We start from the raw sequence: 18,822 nt of genomic DNA, 5'->3' as shown, positions 1-18,822 counted from the left end.
TTAGAAAAAACCAACATCCCAAAACTAACATCTCATACAAGAAATCACTAACAGTGACTTGTGAGAGAAATTAAGAATCAGGAACATCCATGACAAACTCAGTCAAAAATCAGTCGCAGATCAATCAATCACAAATCTGGGGATATAGCCTATTAAATTGCACAATAGATGGGTTAATTCGTAGTTTTGAAGGGCAAGAAAGAGTTAAATCATATTCAAACTTTAGAGAAAAAAAAGACCGAGCTAACGAACTAATTTTTGAATGTGTGGGGAAACAAAAATGCCTATTTTATATTCGTCGCCAAGGCAATGTGAGGGATACAGAAGAAGAAATTCTAGATTTGACCATAGCTACAGATGAGGGGGAATTTACACTGCCAAAAAGATTAAAGGAACTTGACAAGACTTTAGGTTTAAGAGCAGCACTGCAAAAAAATGGTAATGGTGGTTTAAAAATTCTCTCTACTTATTTATTACCAATTGCAAGAGGTAAAAAAGACGCTTATGCTTTTCCATTAAACTTACAATTAGTTCCTAATCAATATGAACCGGTACATATTCCCCCTAAGACTTTAGCACAAATAGTCAAAATGCCAATATGTGGAAATCATGTTCCCACGGAAGAGCAATTGCGGGCATGGAAAGCATTCTTAAAAGTAGAAGAGCGAGTAGCCAAAGCTAGACAATTTTGTGTCAATTTTGTAAATTCCCACTATGATTTAAAGCAAAGAGAAATTGCCTTAAAAATTAATATTAACTCAGCCACTCTTGATGGAGATGAAGAGAACTATATAGATGAAGATAACTTTTGGGAAAGGGTAAAACAAGCAAAAAACCAGGAGATTAAATTTTCTGATGTTATACCTACAGAAAAAATCCGTCGCACCAGTCGTCAATTGGGAACAATTGAAAAGATAGACTCAGACAGGAACATTATTCATATCAGACTAGAACAAGATCTGATAGAGTACATGGCAACTGAAAATTATCAATTGCCAACCAAGGGATACTTGTTTTTTGATGCTGCTGGTGATATTAAACAGATTCAACGTAAAGAAAAGGCATTAGAGCAGTTAAAACAAGGTCGTACTCAAAATCCCTATCTAGGAGATTTTCTGTTTGATGCTTCCCAAGCAAGACCAATTGAAAAAACCATCAAGCTCCAATCTCAGGATTTATTATTACCTGCGGCCAATCCTGGACAAAAAGCTTCCGTGGAAAAGGTGCTTTCTGCTGAGGATTTAGTCCTGATTCAGGGTCCTCCCGGAACTGGTAAAACCACGGTGATAGCGGAAATTTGCTATCAAGTAGCTTTGCGTGGTGGTCGTACCTTAATTACCTCCCAAGCTAATTTGGCAGTTGACAACGCGTTAAGTCGGCTAGTACATAGTCCAGCTATTCGTGCGGTGAGAAAGGGAAAAGCGGAAAAGGTAGGAGAGGAAGGACAACCATTTCTGGAAGACCAAGTAATTGGAAGATGGCTAGAAAATACTGCCCATGACTGTGAAAATAATCTTTATCAGCGTTGGGAAAATATCCAGGTTCTTCAGGGGTTACTGAGAAATTATGAACGGTTCAGGGAGTATTACAATTCAATAAAGCAGTTTAACCACCAACAGCAAAAATTAAAAACAGAAAAAAGCACGCTAGAGAGTATTTGGGAAGAAGAAGAAAGGGTGTACAGCCAATTAATTCAGGATAAACAGGATATGGAATCCCTAATAGTTGATTTAGAGAATATTCTCAATCAACCCAAGAGGACTAAAAATATTAGTAGTCATAATTTGGAACTCAGGAAAACATTATCACGAATAAGAATCCATGGGGTGGAAAATAATCTATCCAGTAATCTATCAAAAAGTTTCCAAAAAAAAGTGGCTCAAGCTAAAAATTATATGGAGCAGTTAGGAATTAGTTGTCCTGAAGATGATATGTTTAGCTTATCTCTATGGTTACAGGAAAATATAGCTAAGGAAATTGACGGATTCCAAGCCACATTTAGTTATGCTTATGATGGGACCATGGCTATGGCCGACTTGGTGAAAATGGTCAAGGTTTTTCATAAGCATTCTGGAACTTTACAACAATTACAAAAGCAATTACCCCACCGGGATCACAATCTGGGGAAAACTGCACAAACAAGCATCAAAAACTGGGAGAATCGTCAGCGAGAGATTAACTATATTATTGATGCTATTCAAGAATGGAAAAAGAATGCTCCCGCCCATATTTATGACTTGGTGGTTAATGGACAAACCTCTGATCTATTGCTGACCGAAGAAATGCTCAATCTACCTTTAGGACTATTAATGTTTGCCCATCAGTTGCAGTTGCCAATACTCCCTAAAAATTGTCAAATAAAACAACCAGAATGGCAAGCTTTAATCAAAGCCATGTCCTATGAAATTACTGCTAAATGCTCTAATGTCAAGGGAAAACAGTATTATTTTAGTGAGTTTATACAACAACATTTTAGTCAACACTTCCTGCTTTTACAAAAAGGCGATCGCCAAAAATGGCAAGGGATCTATCAACAGTTTAAGAAGTATCAATTTTTGGGTAACAAACAAAGGCAAATTCTAGTTGAAAACACTCAATCCTGGTTATTAGAACTAGAACAGACCTACAGTAGGGACAAATCCAATAGCTCTCAAGCTACAGCCCATTATAATTATATTACTCAAGAATTAATAGATGTGGTTCTGACCAATTCCCGGCAATGCATTCTCAAACTAAAAAAAGAAACGGAGGCACAAATAAATAATTTAAATAATTTAGATAATTTAAGAAATAACTTGCCCAAAGAAGAATCACGGGAAATTATAGACCAGCAGAAAGTTAATTCGGAACAACTTGCCAAAGCTCAAGCTATGGTAGATAAATCTAAGGAGAATGTAAAAAATCAGCTAGAACAAGTTGTGGTAATTTTAAAACAACTATATAAGCAGAAAAATTTGCCCCCGAAATTAAAAAATATTACCCAAGAATGTCTAGCCAAACCAGCAACTATTTGGGAAAGGGAGCCAGAATTTACCCAGCAGGTTAACCTGTGGGAAAATTCCATCACCAATCTAGACAATTTGCAGTCGGGATTAAATCCTGTAGACCTATTAGCCAAAATTCAAGAAGGATTGCCAGAAGAATTAATCAAAATTACCCAAAACTGTGAAATATCATGGCGTAAACTAGAGAAAGTAAAAGACCAATTAAAAGAAATAGCCACAAAATTAGCAACTGATATACCCCACGATTTAATCAAAGAAATAAAGTGGTGGGATATTCATTTACAAGATCTACCAGATAAACTAAAACCCAAAACTCCAGAAACAGATTTATTAAATTTAGATTTTCTAGATCAGATAAAAACAAGATTTGATATTTGGTACCAGGAACTAGAAACTCAACAAAATTATCTAGGTAAATATCAACAATTTATCCAAGATTGGGTAGCCAAACTGCGTCAACCCTCTGAGAGAGACAGCAACGATTTACGACAAATTTATTTGGATAATGCCAACGTTGTTGGTATTACTTGCGTGCAAGCTGCAAATTACAACTTCTCAGAAGAGTTCAAATATTTTGATGTTGTGATTATTGATGAGGTGAGTAAATGCACACCACCGGAATTACTTATTCCCGCATTAAAAGCGAAAAAATTAGTTATGGTGGGAGACCATCGCCAACTACCACCCATGATTGATAGCAATACGGTTGAGGAAGTTGCTCAAACAATGGAAAACTCCAGAGAAGAAATTAGATTTCTGGAGGAATCCTTATTTAAATTCCAGTTTGAAAAAGCAGATGATAGCATTAAGCAAATGCTAAATACCCAATATCGAATGCACCCTACTATTATGGGAGCAATTAATCAGTTTTATCATGGGAAATTGGAATGTGGTATCTTAGAAGCTGATATCAAACGGGCCCACAACTTAGCAGGAACTCTACTGCGACCAAAAGACCATTTAATTTGGGTAAAAATGCCCAAAGAAAAGAAGTTTCAAGAACAACAGCTAGGCACATCTTTTTTTAATATGGCGGAAATAGACGTGATCCAAAAAATCTGTCAACAATTTGAAGATAATTGGTGGGAAAAGATAGCCAATGGAAAACCCAAGAAGGAAATAGCCGTAATCACATTTTATGGAGCTCAGTTACGAAAAATTGAAGAGCGTCTAACTCCAGAACTTTTTCCTTCATTACATATCAGAACCGGAACGGTAGATAGGTTTCAAGGGATGGAAAGACCCGTGGTTATTGTGAGTATGGTAAGAAATAATGAGCGAGGAGATGTGGGCTTTGCCAAAAAACCAGAACGGGTTAACGTCGCTTTTTCTCGCGCTCAGGAATTACTAATAATTGTTGGATGTCATGATTTATTTACCAAAAATCTCGGTGTAGTTGGTGGTATGTATTCACAGGTCTCAAATATTGTTCGTCGTCATGGAGGTTTTTTTGATGTTTCCCGCTTCTTTGAATAAAAATATTGATCCCTATCTGAAAACCATGGTCGGCGAAATTGAAATTAAAAATCCCAATTTGTCGGTTTTTGCTGCTCGTCAATTTCGCTATAGTTTGTATCAAAATTCCCTAGATTTAACCATTAAGGAATCTCGCCCATTTAATGTTTTAGAGGAGTTTATTATTCGTGCAGCAATAGAATTTAAACCCGCACCAACACCAGATGAGTTGGCAGCAATTTTGGCTCTAGATCCTGTATTCGTCCACAGTACAATTTCTATTCTTCAATCACTACAAACTTTGGCATTTCAAACCCCAATCACGGTTACTCAGGAAGGTAGATTATTCTATGAAAAAGGAACTGTTCCTCAACCAGCTTATGATGTACACATTTACGCTAATACAGATATCCTAGAGGGTAAATTTACTCTGACGACGGAAGCTTTTAATCATGACGTGCCCAGGCATTTACCAGACTTGTCCTTGTTGCTCAACTTGCAAGATGGCAATTTGGACATTTCTGCATTAACCTTAACAGACATACAAGAAATTATTCAAAATTCCCATTTGTCATTTCATTTACCAGAGATGGGGAAAATAGTCACGGGTTTTAGAATATTACCACCAACTCAAATGATTTGGAAGTTAGTATCACTGTTTGTGATGTTTGACGTTACAGAGCATAAGTTTCAGATACAGATTCGTAGTGGTAAGCGAATTTTGCCAGCAGCATCCACTAGGGTTGGCTATTTTTTAGATGAAGGTAGAATTTCTCTGTCAGAATTATGTGATTTACCTCAAGAAACGATTAACTTTCTCTTGGATGACAAAAATCGTCAAGTTTGATACAATTTATTTAAATTAGAAGAGCCAAGGAGCAAAATAACGTGGTCTTAACAAAAGGCTTTGAAATTGAAATCTATACCGGTACGTCTGAGGGTGATATTGTCGGTCTCTCCGATCGTATTGTTTCAGAACTACAAGGTTTTATGCGAGAACCAGATAGTCGTAATGTAGAATATATTACTCCCCCGTCCACTAGCTATGAATATCAGTTGTGTAACCTCTTGCTTCCTCGACAACGCTTAAGAAATTATTTAGATAATTTGTCTAACTTGGATAAATTAAATAATAAATATACGCTAATTCCGGGAAGTACCTTATCCCTTGGAGGTGGTGATCGATTTTATCGCTCTGATCTTACTAACCCATATCATGATTACATTGAGCAAACCTACGGCACAAAGGTGGTAACTGCTAGTGTGCATATTAATGTTGGTATACCAGATCCAGAAGTTTTGATGCGAGCTTGTCGAGTTATTCGTTTAGAAGCTCCTCTATTTTTAGCACTGAGTGCTTCATCACCCTTTTTAAATGGTCAAGCTACTGGCTATCATTCCACGCGATGGGGACTATTCCCTCAAACTCCCAATTATGTACCTCTATTTACCAGTCATACACATCATGTCAAGTGGGTAGAATCCCAGTTAGAAGCAGGTACTATGAGGAATGTGCGACATTTATGGACATCCGTTAGACCTAATGGCGATCGCCGTCCGTATAATTTGAACCGATTGGAATTGAGAATTTGTGACTTAGTAACAGATCCCATTTCTTTGTTAGCAATTACTTCTTTACTAGAGGCAAGACTGTTACAAATAATAGAGAATGATAACATAGATCCACTCAAACAGAGTAACTTTTCATTAGATGATTTAATTAATCTAACAAATAAAAACGAAATGTCAGCAGCCAAATTCAGTTTAGACGCTAAGTTACAGCACTGGCAAGATGGCAGTGTTATTATAGCCAGAGAATGGATTAGCCAGGTATATGAACAAGTGTGGAAAATAGCCAAACAAGAGGGATTTAGTTGTTTTCTCTCCCCCCTAAAGAAAATACTCCGGGAAGGTAACGAAGCCCAGCAGTGGCTACAATTACACAAAGTGGGAATAGACATTCACCAAGTCATCAAACAAGCGGTAGTTAGTACTCACGAACGGGAAAAAGAACTAGAAAGCAAGTTATTGTGTTCCTCCGCAATTGCTTAAAAGTTGCCAGGTATAAGAAAAACCTATAGGTTATCCCAACTGTTCCCATCTAAACCTGTTTTTGACCATTTAAAACCCTGTTTTTGATTTTATGCCTCAGGTAGTTTTAATTAACCCACAAATTCCCCCCAATACAGGCAATATTGCCCGCACCTGCGCTGCTACGGCCACCGAACTGCATTTAGTTGGCCCTTTAGGATTTGAAATCACTGACCGCTACCTCAAAAGAGCAGGGTTAGATTATTGGCCCCATGTAAAACTTAACTACCATGAATCATATCATACATTCCTGAGAGTCCATCAGCAAAGAGGGGGTAGACTCCTAGGCTTCAGCGTCAGGGGCAATATTAGCTATATTCAGTACGAATTTCATCCTGATGACTGGTTATTGTTTGGCAGTGAAACAACGGGTATACCAGAAAATATTCTCGATATTTGTGACTCTACCCTCTACATTCCTATGGATCAACCTGGCGTTCGCAGCTTAAATCTATCAGTTAGCGTAGCTGTAGCCTTATTTGAGTCACGACGACAGTTAGGATATTTAAGGTAAAATGAAAGCATGACCAAAAGGCCACTTTCCACTGCACAGTAATATGTAGCAGTAATAACATATAAGAAATTTATATAGCAAATTTAGTGCACTTGTTGATTTCTAGATTTTAGCCTATTCAGAGGATTTTTTCTCCACAGTAAAATTGTCGAAAGCAAGTACCATCAAGTCTTTTAGGGGATTGTGACATGAGACACAGTTTATCTGGTGGGGAAACTAGTAAAAACTTGTACGGTTGTTTTTTAGAGAACAAGGACATAAAGTTTGATATTGGTAAAACGGATAGGAATAAAAAACCAGGTATTAAGGATGTAAAGAGGATGGTTTGTTGGTGACCCCAACCCAGTAAAGGTTAACCAAGATAGTAAACCGAACAATGACCATTATTTCCGGTTTCGATCTTAGTAACCCTAAGTACATAAACCGCCCGATTGCAACAATCTTGAATTTTGTGAGGTGTATTAACAGAGCAAACCAAGAAAAAAATTAAGATTTACTAACAACTATGAACTTGTCTAAATCAGAGAAACAGGTTAATCTTGGGTCAATATCTCTGGTAGGTGTGACTTGAATGTGATCTTGACTTATGGTTTGATGTAGTTCCAATTGTGAATTAACATCGGACATTTAAAAGAAAGGTCAAAATCAGTTAAGCGAAGTTTGATCATAGGAGGTCATCTTTGAATCGAGCATTAAACAAGAGGGTAAACGCTGTGGTTAAAAATAATTCTGACAGTTTCCAATTTGCCTTAAATGAGACAAATCAAAAGGGTAATTGCCGGGCAATACCACGAGCAGCCATGATTGGTTTAGCAATTTCTATGGGTGCCACCAGCCTTTTTGTCACCCAAAAAAGCGACCAAGCGCAGGCAGCAGCCCCGGTTGGCAGTGAAAAAGCAGCCTTCGTAGGTCCAGCTACGGTCGGAACCGATGTAGAAAAAATCACGGCAGAAAAATTGGATGTTCAAACTCCCACTTTAGCAAGCGTGCCTGAAAGTATTGAAGTGCCTACCGAGGTTGACAATACTGCTGATGACCAGCTAAGGGAACAACAAGAGTTTGCACTTAACCAGCTAAAAGAAAAATCGGAACGTTTAAAAACCAATTTGAATTCCTTGCCTCAAGAGGCACAAGAATCAAGTAGTGTCAACAATAACAACTTCCCAGAAGAAAAATCCTTCACAGCACTGACAACTCCCCAAGTTGTGGCTTCAACGGAAATTTCTGACTACAAGGTGAAGCCAGGTGACACCTTGATGGAAATTGCTGGTAGCTATGGGATCTCTGTGGGTGAGCTAATTCAGGCTAATGGTCTGAGCGATCCTCACGATTTGCAGGTCAATCAGAAACTGATTATTCCTCAGGTTAAGTCTGGGACCGGTCTACAGGAGCTACCTACTCCAACCAGTCCGGTTGCTATTCCACCCAAAAGAATTGCCCAAATTGCTATTTCTCCTTTAGTTCCCCCTGACCGGGAAGCTAATTTGCCCAATGCTGCTGAGTTGCCTTTGCCAGCGTCAGTGAGCAATGAGGGAGTTGCCATTGCAGTACCTCAGATCCCATCACCAAGCAGTGGATCTGCCATAAGCGTACCTGTGGTTGGCAAAAATCTCCCCCAAGTGCCTGAAGCTCGGTCAACTACCCCCAGTACACAGGGAATAGGTGGCTCTACAGATGGGTTTACCACGAGTGTGGCAATAGCCCCAAAAACAGTTCCAACTCAGTTAGAAAAGGTCACGCCAAACAACGATCGCATTCGTAGCTTACAAGCAGAAATTGAAAGACTACGCCAAAAGTATCGCGCTCAAAGATCTGGCATTACCCTGGCTAACTCTGGCAAAGTTGAGAATAGTTTATCCCCATTGGGACAAGGGAATATTGATCCGGTCAAAGTTTCACTAGGTGTTCAACCCAAGGCAGTGACAATTGCTGTACCTAGGCTAACGGAAGATGGTAATGTGTCTGTTAATTCTCAATTTGGTGTAGATGCGATCGCTCCCAATGATGAGCCTGTCAACCCTCAGTTTGTTCCTGGAAATACCAGAAGGAATCCTTCGGGTATTAGATTAAATGTGCCTCCCAGGAGGATGAACGCCCGGGATTCTCTGGGTAAATTGCGGGGTACAACCGTATCTCCAGCTTTACCTCCTTTGGCTGCAGTGGATATATATTTACCCAGAAATACAGAGGAAGAAAATAATAGTCCTGCTCTTACGGGTCACATTTGGCCTGCTAAAGGCGTTCTAACTTCCGGTTATGGTTGGCGCTGGGGTAGAATGCACAGAGGTATTGATATTGCCAATGGTGTGGGAACTCCAATTTACGCCTCTGCTCCAGGTCGAGTAGAAAGAGCAGGTTGGAATAATGGAGGTTATGGACTGTTGGTGGAAATACGCCATGAGGATGGCAGTATGACCCGTTATGCCCATAACAGCCGTATTTTAGTGCGGGTAGGTCAGGAAGTGCAACAGGGAGAAACCATTGCCGCCATGGGTAGCACTGGTTTTAGCACTGGTCCTCACACCCATTTTGAGATCCATCCCACAGGGAAAGGTGCGGTTAATCCCATCGCCTTTTTACCTTCTCAGGCACGTTTGTAATTATTTGGTTGATGTTTAACCACTTTGCTTGTTGGTTATTTAAGATAAGCTTATGGTTAAAAGCTGCCAATACCCAGCACGTCCTGATTATCCTGACCAAAATCTGCGGGATAATCAGGACCAAAAAATTTCTTTTGGGGAGTTGTCATGGAGGAAATACTGTGCTAGGATAGGTTAGACAAATAAAAAGTTAGGCTCAGTAGCTCAGTAGGTTAGAGCACGGGACTCATAAGCCTGGGGTCGTTGGTTCGAATCCGACCTGAGCCATTTGATATTGATAGTTCATAAGTTGTAGGGGGAAAGCACCGGGTATGAATCAGCTACCACCAATGCCATTGCCAGAAAGCCTTTGGGGTGAGGAGTGGTGTTTTGCAAGTGTTAGTGCTGGTGATATCCTGGAAGAGTTTGGCAGTCGTCCAATTCCATTTAGGAAAATTCCAGACTCATTTGTGCCAGCTAACCTAGATTTAGCTGGGACTGTTTCCATACCTGGAGTGGTGATTTATGGTGGTAAACAGTCTTTGCGTTTGGCAAGATGGTTAAATGAAAATAATCCAGTTAGTTTGAACTATATTGCTGGTGCCCCTGATGGATTGATTTTACAGTCTGGTTCCATGAATCGCTGGATAGTAGCAACTTTTACAGATATGGATGTGACAGCGGCCGCCAAAGTTTATCAACAACGCAAAAAAGTAAGTGGGGGAGTGCATTTTTTATTAGTGCAACCCGACAATTCAGGAATAACTTTCAGTGGTTTTTGGTTATTAAAAGATCACGTCTAAAAGTTACAAGGTATGGACAAAGCCATATTGGCAGAAAAGAGTTAAGTTTTATTGGTCTAAAAGGATAATTGGGTTCGGTTTTGTGGGATCCTTGATTTTGTGTGATGTAATTCAAAATATAGGTTTACAGATGGCAATTACAATTGACTCAGCTCGTGGGATTTTTCCACAAACTCTTTCCGCTGATGCAGTACCAGCTACAATCGCCCGATTTAAGCAGCTCAGTGCAGAAGATCAGCTAGCATGGATTTGGTTTGCCTATCTTGAAATGGGCAAGACCGTTACAATTGCCGCACCAGGAGCTGCTAGCATGCAGTTCGCAGAACCTACGTTGAATCAAATTCGTCAAATGTCTTTTCCTGAACAAACACAGGCTATGTGTGACTTGGCGAATAATGCCGACACCCCAATTTGCCGCACCTACGCAGCATGGTCTCCTAATATCAAGCTAGGATTTTGGAATCAACTGGGTGAGTGGATGGAACAGGGTATTGTTGCTCCGATTCCAGCGGGATACCAACTTTCTGCTAATGCAGCAGCAGTGTTACAAGCACTGAGGGAAATGGACCAGGGACAGCAAATTACAACCTTACGCAGTACGGTAGTGGACATGGGATTTGACCCAAACAAGTTGGGTGATTATACCAGAATATCTGAACCTGTTGTTGTCCCCACGGAAATGTCAAAGCGGACTCAAGTTACCATTGAAGGGGTAACTAACTCAACAGTGCTAAGTTACGTAAATAATTTGAATGCTAATGACTTTGGTGCCTTAATTGATCTATTTGCTCCTGATGGTGCCCTCCAACCTCCTTTTCAAAAACCTATAGTTGGCAGAGATGCCATTCTGAGATTTTTCAATGAGGAATGTCAAAATCTGACTCTGATTCCAGAAAGAGGAGTTTCTGAACCCGTAGAAGATGGTTATACTCAAATAAAGGTGACCGGTAAAGTGCAAACTCCCTGGTTTGGCGCGGCCGTGGGAATGAATATCGCTTGGCGATTCTTGCTTAATCCTCAAGGTAAGATCTTCTTTGTTGCAATTGACTTATTAGCTTCTCCCAAGGAACTGCTGAACTTGATGCGCTAAGGCAGTTTCTCAGCTTGTGTAAGTAGGGGTTAGCATTCCTGCTTGCACATCTTTGTATACTCACTTGCAATAGACGAGTTATAACGCCTACCTACTATTGGGTTCTGCTAAAGCTATATTTTGCTTGTGAATGGTTTTTAGCACTTTCTCCTGGGAAGTGATTTTTAATTTTGACAACTAATTTTGAGAACTAACAGTTAATATGGGGATAGTTCAAGTGAATGACATTGAGTGGTCTACAACAGAGAAGGAGTTAGCTCGGAAAGCTTTTGATCAAGCTTATAAACGAGAAATTAATGCCTTAATAGAAACGGTTCGTGAACAAGCTAGCACGATTACAAAACTGGATGAGATATGGCAGTTACACGATTTCCTAAGTGCAAGAAGGCATCAGATTGATGGCAAATACGACTATAGATACTCTGTGTTGATATTTGTTTTTGCCCAATTGGTCAGGGAAGGTTGGCTACATATTGAAGATCTAAAGGGGCTAGAAGTGGATAAGATAGCTAAAGTATCAGCTCTTACACGTATGTGATAGTTAGGGTGCACCAAGGGATTTTTAGTACAAATGTTTTCAAATGGAATTGTTCGCTGGTTTCTCAAACAGTCGTTTGACGACAGGTTTTGTGCTAAGCTAGAATTCAGGTCAATAACCGTGACAACGATCAAGGAATAAGTTTAACTTTTTCCTTCGTGGTCCAAAAATTTCCATAGTAAACGCAACCAAGTAAGCCAAGACCAATCCAAATCTCTAACAAAGGATCTCTTAAAAATCATAATGCCTGTGATTGAGAAAAAAAGAACTCGCGATCTCCCCCAAATTAACGAACGTATTCGTTTCCCAAAAATTCGAGTCATTGACAGTGAAGGTGCCCAATTGGGTATTATGGCACCATTGGAAGCTCTAAGACTAGCAGAAGAAAAAGAGCTAGACCTGGTCTTGCTCAGTGATAAAGCAGACCCACCGGTTTGTCGAATCATGGACTACGGGAAATATAAGTTTGAGCAAGAAAAAAAGGCGCGGGAAGCCCGGAAAAAGCAGCACACGGCTGATGTTAAGGAAGTAAAAATGCGCTACAAAATTGAAGAACACGACTATAATGTGCGTGTGAAGCAGGCGGAACGCTTTCTTAAAGATGGGGACAAGGTTAAAGCCACTGTAATGTTCCGGGGTCGAGAAATTCAGCACAGTGATTTAGCAGAGACCTTACTAAATCGTATGGCTACAGACCTAGAACCCTTTGGTGAGGTTCAACAAGCTCCTAAGAAAGAAGGGAGAAATATGATGATGCTCATTTCTCCTAAGAAATAAGATATGGGGTGGGGATTTCCCCCCCTTATCATTTATTTATTGGCTAAATATTGGTATACACCCCATCTGGTATTAACTTCTTGTTGAGCTTGTATCAACAATTTTTGGGCGATTTCCGGTTTAGTCTTGATTAAGATCTTAAACCGATTCTCCTGATACATAGATTTCTCCACCAGTTCGCTGGGAGCTTTCATATCTAATTGTAGGGGGTTTTTTCCCTCCTTTTGTAATCCAGGATTATAGCGATATAACAACCATCTACCAGACTCAACTAAGGCTTTTTGCTGTTGTAAACCATTAGTCATATCTATCCCGTGAGCAATACAATGACTATAGGCAATTATTAGGGATGGACCATCAAAAGCTTCTGCTTCTAAAAAGGCTTTTAATGTCTGCTCATCCCTAGCACCTAAAGCAACACTAGCAACATAAACATTATTATATGTCATAGCCATTAAACCCAAATCTTTCTTCCCTGCTGGTTTACCACTAGCAGCAAATTTTGCTACCGCAGCAGTGGGAGTAGCTTTGGAAGATTGACCCCCTGTGTTGGAATAAACTTCCGTATCCATGACTAAAATATTGACATTTTTACCACTGGCTAAAATATGATCAATGCCATGAAAATCAATATCATAAGCCCATCCATCACCTCCTACTATCCACACACTCTTTTTGACTAAATAATCAGCTAAAGATTGCAAATTCTGGATTTTTACTCCCAGGTTTTCTTCCTTGGTTTGTGCTAGGATTTCACTCAATCTCTGTTTGAGATGGGACACATTTTCCCTTTGTTCCCAAATATGTACCTCTGTTTTCTGACTATTTTGCAGTATGTCATTCACCAGGCGATCGCCTATGTGACCACGTAAATTTTGCAATAATTCCACTGCGAATTCTGTCTGTTTATCTATAGATAGGCGATAGCCAAAACCAAACTCCGCATTATCTTCAAATAAACTATTAGACCATGTAGGACCTCGACCCTCTTGGTTTTTAGTCCATGGAGTAGTGGGTAGATTACCGCCATAAATAGAAGAGCAACCGGTAGCATTAGCAATGAGAGCGCGGTCTCCAAATAATTGGGTGAGTAATTTCAAATATGGAGTTTCTCCGCATCCTGCACAAGCTCCAGAGAATTCAAATAATGGTTCTTGCAATTGTTGTTGACGAATTTGGTTTAATTTCAACTTTCTGCGGTCAGGATTGGGTAAATTCAAAAAGAATTCCCAATTTTCTTTTTCCAGCGCTCTCAAAGGTATTTGAGGTTGCATATTCAAAGCCTTCTTTGTGGGTTCTGCTTTATTTTTGGCAGGACAAATATTCACACACAAACTACAACCTGTACAGTCTTCAGGTGCAATTTGAATAGTAAATTTTTGCCCAGCAAAACTTTTGTCTTTAGCATCCGTGGACTTGAAAGTTGCTGGTGCATTTAGCAATTGCTGTGGTGCATAAGTTTTGGCACGAATGGTAGCATGGGGACAGACCATGACACACTTTCCGCATTGGACACAAACATCTTCATCCCAAACGGGAATTTCCTCCGCGATATTACGTTTTTCCCACTTTGCGGTACCGGTGGGGAAAGTTCCGTCAGCAGGTAAAGCACTCACAGGTAAATCATCCCCTTCCCACACCATGATTTTGTTCAGAACTCCCTGGAAAAATTCCGGTTTACCCATGGATGATTGGTAATTCTCCGGGTTATCTTCCCTCTGCACAATTTCTACTGCAGGAATTACCACCTGATGAAGATTTGCTAGGGTATTATCAACCGCTTGCAAATTCATTTTCACCACATCATTACCTTTTTTGGCATAGGTTTTTTCAATGGACTGTTTAATTTTAGCAATAGCTTCCACCTCTGGTAATATCCCCGCCAACTTAAAGAAGCACACCTGCATAATAGTATTAATCCTTCTTCCCATACCACTGTTTTTAGCTACTAGATTGGCATTAATAGCATAAACTTTCAGGTGTTTATCAAGAATTTGCCGTTGCACTTTCCTAGGTAAATATTGCCAGACTTGCTCTGGTTGATAGGGACTGTTGAGTAACAATACTCCACCAGCAGCAGCGTTTTTTAGGATATCAATATTTTCCAGAAACCCCCAATGATGACAACCAATAAAATTCGCTTGATTAATCAGATAGGTAGAGCGAATTTTGTCCATGCCAAAACGTAAATGAGAAACGGTCATAGAACCAGATTTTTTAGAGTCATACACAAAATAAGCCTGAGCATTATTTTCTGTCCCCTCGGCAATAATTTTAATAGAGTTTTTATTAGCACCAACTGTACCATCCGAACCCAAACCATAAAACATGGTCCGCACCACAGTATCTGGTTCAGTAGAAAAACTAGGATCAAAACCGAGAGAAGTGAAAGTCACATCATCCTTAATTCCGATGGTAAAATGATTTTTCGGTTTGGGCTGAGTCAGGTTTTCAAAAACTGCCTTGACCATTGCTGGAGTAAATTCTTTAGAGGATAAGCCATATCTTCCACCAACAATTTTAGGAAATGAGGATTTTTTCCAGCCTTCGTGAATAGCAGTGACTACCTGTAAATATAAAGGTTCTCCCACAGTTCCTGGTTCTTTGGTTCTATCCAAAACAGCAATGGACTTTACACTATTCGGTAGAGCTTCAATAAATCTGCCCACATCAAAAGGCTGAAAAAGTCTGACTTTGACAACACCTAATTTTTCTCCTTGTTGATTGAGATAATCAACAGTTTCATGAACCGTTTCGCAACCAGAACCCATGAGAACAATTACTTGTTGGGCTTGAGGATGACCATAATATTCATATAATTTGTAATGTCTCCCCGTCTTTTGGGCAAACCTATTCATGATCCTCTCCACAATTTCTGGACAGGTTTGATAATAGGGGTTAGCACCTTCACGGGACTGAAAATAAACATCTGGATTTTGTGCTGTCCCTCTTAACACTGGTTGGTCGGGAGTTAAACACCTTTGACGATGGGATAATACTAAATCTATAGGTAGGAATTCTCGTAAAATTTCATCGGATAATAACTCAATTTTTTGCACCTCATGGGAAGTTCTAAACCCATCAAAGAAATGTAAAAAGGGAACTCTAGCTTGTAAAGTTGCCACCTGAGAAATCAGAGCAAAATCATGGCTTTCTTGTACAGAAGCTGAACACAGTAAGGCAAAACCAGTAGTTCTAGCTGCCATGACATCACTATGATCTCCAAAAATAGATAGAGCATGGGTAGCCAAAGAACGAGCAGAAACATGAAGAACAAAACTAGTTAATTCCCCCGCAATTTTAAACAAATTGGGAATCATTAATAATAAACCCTGGGAAGCAGTAAAAGTTGTACTTAAAGACCCTGTTTGTAAGGCACCGTGTACAGCAGCAGCTGCACCACCCTCACTTTGCATTTGAGTCACCTGGGGAACTGTCCCCCATAAATTGGGTTTATTTTCTGCCATCCACCCATCAGCCCATTCACCCATATTTGATGATGGAGTAATTGGATAAATAGCAATCACCTCATTTAATTTATATGCCACCCGTGCTACTGCTTCATTACCATCAATTGCAGCAAATGATTTAGTCATGATTTTTCTTCCTGTCTATATTTTTTGGTAATTTACCCAGAGAAGCCCAAAAAATATCAGAATCGTAACCACATTATAAACCAAACCTCCCCCAATAATCAATTCTCTCTTATCTTCCTCTTCTCCCCCTTTTGGCAAGAATTAAGCTAAGATATAGGGGAAGACTTCATAACTTGATAAAAAGATAAACCATGCTGGAGAACCTGCAAACCCAAATTTATCATCTGGAACAATTCGCTAACATCCTAGTTGCTCAACAACTAAGTCATCTAACAATCATTAGTATTGCCATCATCTTTCTTGCTGGGTTGTTAACGAGTTTAACTCCCTGTATGTTATCTATGCTGCCTATTACCATTGGTTATATTGGAGGATATGAAGCTAAAAGTAGATTACAAGCTGCTGCACAATCTACCTGGTTCGCACTAGGACTAGCAACCACATTAGCAGGTCTAGGGATCCTAGCTGGTTTGATAGGAAGGGTTTATGGTCAGGTAGGAATGGGACTACCAATCATTGTGAGTATTTTAGCGATTATTATGGGTTTAAACCTACTGGAAGCTCTACCCTTACAATTTCCATCCTGGGGTGAAACCAATTGGATTTCCAATGACATGCCATCTGGGGTTCGTTCTTATTGTATTGGATTAACCTTCGGGTTAGTTGCTTCCCCCTGTAGCACCCCTGTACTGGCCAGTTTATTAGGTTGGGTTGCCAACAGTCAAGATTTCCTATTGGGGGGGTTTTTACTACTAGCATATACAGCTGGATATGTAACACCACTAATTTTAGCGGGTACTTTTACTGCTAGCATTAAAAAATTGCTGGAATTTCGTCAGTGGTCGGGTTGGATAAACCCGGTTAGTGGTGTATTATTAGTAGGTTTTGGAGTTTTTTCCTTGCTTTCTCGATTACCTATTGGTATTTATTAGTATCACTCTTGATTAATGTAAACCTCAAACCTTTCAGCAATGACACTCGATTCTTCATCTCCAGAATTTAACTTAGTTTCCCTTCCGATTCGTTTTATAAGAAAGGAAATTTTACCCGTACTTACCGATTTGAAATTAGCAATTGTTTTATTATTAGTCATTGCTGTTTTTAGTGTTAGTGGGACCGTGATCGAACAGGGACAAACTCCTGCTTTTTATCAGGCCAATTATCCTGAACATCCAGCTTTATTTGGTTTTCTTAGTTGGAAGGTGATTCAGGTCGTAGGCTTAGATCATGTTTATCGCACTTGGTGGTTTTTGTCCTTATTAGTCTTGTTTGGTGCGAGTTTAACAACTTGTACTTTTACACGACAACTACCAGCCTTAAAAGCTGCTCAAAAGTGGCAATATTATGATGAACCAAGAAAGTTCAATAAACTAGCTCTTAGTGCTGAATTAGAAAATGTTAACTTAAATTCCATTACTTCCCTATTAAAGAAAAGCCAATATCAAATTTTCCAGCAAGAGGAAAGCAATCATCTACTTTATGCTCGTAAGGGGATAATTGGTAAGATGGGTCCTATTGTTGTACATATTGGAATTGTGATGATATTGCTAGGGGGAATATGGGGCGCAATGACGGGCTTTATGGCCCAGGAAATGATTACCTCCGGTGACACCTTCCAGGTGAAAAATATCATTGATGCGGGAGCTTGGTCTTCTCAGGATGTGTTAAAAAACTGGTCTGTTAAAGTTAACAGATTTTGGATTGATTATACTCCCAAAGGGGGAATTGACCAATTTTACTCCGATCTATCAGTTTTAAATGACCAAGGTGAAGAAGTTAACCATGAAAATATTTATGTTAATAAACCATTACGCTATCATGGTGTAGTCTTCTATCAAACAGATTGGGGAATTGCTGGGGTTAAAGTCAAAATTAATAACAGTCCCATTTTTCAATTACCCATGGCATTATTAAATACTAATGGCCAAGGTAGATTATGGGGAACCTGGATACCAACCAAACCAGATTTAAGTGCAGGGGTTTCCCTGTTAGCTAAGGATCTACAAGGTATGGTCTTAATCTATGATAATGAGGGAAAATTAGTTAATACCGTGCGTGCAGGAATGTCCATACCTGTGAACGGAGTGAATTTACAAATTCTTGAAGTTGTGGGTAGTACAGGTTTACAAATTAAATATGATCCGGGAATTCCTATTGTATATATAGGTTTTGCTCTATTAATGTTAGGAGTGGTGATGAGTTATTTTTCCCACTCTCAAATTTGGGCTTTACAACATGGTGATGTGCTATATGTAGGTGGAAAAACTAACCGGGCTCAAGTCACCTTTGAAAGGGAAGTCCTAGAAATTTTAGACCAGCTTGCTCAAACAGCAAAGAAATAATTTTTTTAGGAGTGAGGATGCTAATTGAGTGG

General features: G+C 39.5%; 13 protein-coding genes and 1 tRNA gene. 12 read left to right on the top strand and 2 right to left on the bottom strand.

Going from position 1 to position 18,822, the window contains the following annotated elements; translation table 11 throughout:
* Positions 1–89 precede the first annotated feature (89 nt).
* From IAR63_RS05050 to IAR63_RS05035, 4 genes are all read left to right on the top strand, one after another.
* Positions 90–4,481, top strand: a complete 4,392-nt coding sequence (locus IAR63_RS05050) for an AAA domain-containing protein (RefSeq protein ID WP_187706819.1) — start codon at positions 90–92, stop codon at positions 4,479–4,481.
* Positions 4,459–5,307 carry a hypothetical protein gene (locus IAR63_RS05045; RefSeq protein WP_235678356.1) on the top strand — a complete coding sequence of 283 codons (849 nt, stop codon included), beginning with the start codon at positions 4,459–4,461 and terminating at the stop codon, positions 5,305–5,307. The genes IAR63_RS05050 and IAR63_RS05045 overlap by 23 nt, the downstream gene beginning before the upstream one ends.
* A gap of 41 nt (positions 5,308–5,348) precedes the next feature.
* Positions 5,349–6,512 (top strand): glutamate--cysteine ligase, encoded by a 1,164-nt coding sequence (gene gshA, locus IAR63_RS05040; RefSeq protein ID WP_187706818.1) that lies wholly within the window; start codon positions 5,349–5,351, stop codon positions 6,510–6,512.
* A gap of 91 nt (positions 6,513–6,603) precedes the next feature.
* Entirely contained in the window at positions 6,604–7,065 is a 462-nt protein-coding gene (locus tag IAR63_RS05035; RefSeq protein WP_187706817.1) for a tRNA (cytidine(34)-2'-O)-methyltransferase, read from the top strand.
* Between the two features lie 486 nt (positions 7,066–7,551).
* Here the strand turns inward: IAR63_RS05035 and IAR63_RS05030 are convergent, their stop codons facing one another.
* The gene (locus tag IAR63_RS05030) at positions 7,552–7,692 is read right to left on the bottom strand and encodes a hypothetical protein (RefSeq protein ID WP_187706816.1); all 141 of its coding nucleotides are present in this window, start codon (positions 7,690–7,692) and stop codon (positions 7,552–7,554) included.
* Positions 7,693–7,865: 173 nt separating this feature from the next.
* Between IAR63_RS05030 and IAR63_RS05025 the strand changes: the two genes are divergently transcribed.
* From IAR63_RS05025 to infC, 6 genes are all read left to right on the top strand, one after another.
* Entirely contained in the window at positions 7,866–9,665 is a 1,800-nt protein-coding gene (locus IAR63_RS05025; protein ID WP_235678390.1) for a peptidoglycan DD-metalloendopeptidase family protein, read from the top strand.
* 193 nt (positions 9,666–9,858) lie between these two features.
* A tRNA-Met gene (locus IAR63_RS05020) sits at positions 9,859–9,932 on the top strand.
* A 44-nt stretch (positions 9,933–9,976) separates the two neighbouring features.
* Complete coding sequence (locus IAR63_RS05015; RefSeq protein WP_187706814.1) at positions 9,977–10,447, top strand: Tab2 family RNA-binding protein; 471 nt, start codon at positions 9,977–9,979, stop codon at positions 10,445–10,447.
* A 130-nt stretch (positions 10,448–10,577) separates the two neighbouring features.
* Positions 10,578–11,537 carry an orange carotenoid-binding protein gene (locus tag IAR63_RS05010; RefSeq protein WP_187706813.1) on the top strand — a complete coding sequence of 320 codons (960 nt, stop codon included), beginning with the start codon at positions 10,578–10,580 and terminating at the stop codon, positions 11,535–11,537.
* A gap of 202 nt (positions 11,538–11,739) precedes the next feature.
* Positions 11,740–12,075: a hypothetical protein gene (locus IAR63_RS05005; protein ID WP_096545543.1), complete on the top strand. Its 336-nt coding sequence runs from the start codon at positions 11,740–11,742 to the stop codon at positions 12,073–12,075.
* Between the two features lie 243 nt (positions 12,076–12,318).
* A complete protein-coding gene (infC, locus tag IAR63_RS05000) occupies positions 12,319–12,852 on the top strand; it encodes a translation initiation factor IF-3 (protein WP_006278519.1) in 534 nt (177 codons plus the stop codon).
* A gap of 32 nt (positions 12,853–12,884) precedes the next feature.
* Here infC and nifJ read toward each other — a convergent pair whose 3' ends face one another.
* Complete coding sequence (nifJ, locus tag IAR63_RS04995; protein ID WP_187706812.1) at positions 12,885–16,448, bottom strand: pyruvate:ferredoxin (flavodoxin) oxidoreductase; 3,564 nt, start codon at positions 16,446–16,448, stop codon at positions 12,885–12,887.
* A 191-nt stretch (positions 16,449–16,639) separates the two neighbouring features.
* Here nifJ and IAR63_RS04990 point away from each other — a divergent pair, with 191 nt between their 5' ends.
* A complete protein-coding gene (locus IAR63_RS04990) occupies positions 16,640–17,380 on the top strand; it encodes a cytochrome c biogenesis protein CcdA (protein ID WP_187706811.1) in 741 nt (246 codons plus the stop codon).
* Between the two features lie 39 nt (positions 17,381–17,419).
* Positions 17,420–18,790, top strand: coding sequence for a cytochrome c biogenesis protein (locus IAR63_RS04985; protein WP_187706810.1), 1,371 nt, complete (start codon positions 17,420–17,422; stop codon positions 18,788–18,790).
* Positions 18,791–18,822: the final 32 nt, after the last annotated feature.

The sequence above is a fragment of the Cylindrospermopsis curvispora GIHE-G1 genome (genome assembly GCF_014489415.1).
GTDB classification, from domain to species: domain Bacteria; phylum Cyanobacteriota; class Cyanobacteriia; order Cyanobacteriales; family Nostocaceae; genus Raphidiopsis; species Raphidiopsis curvispora_A.
Note: the sequence above shows the minus strand (reverse complement) of the source record. Positions and strands in the feature narration are given on the sequence as shown.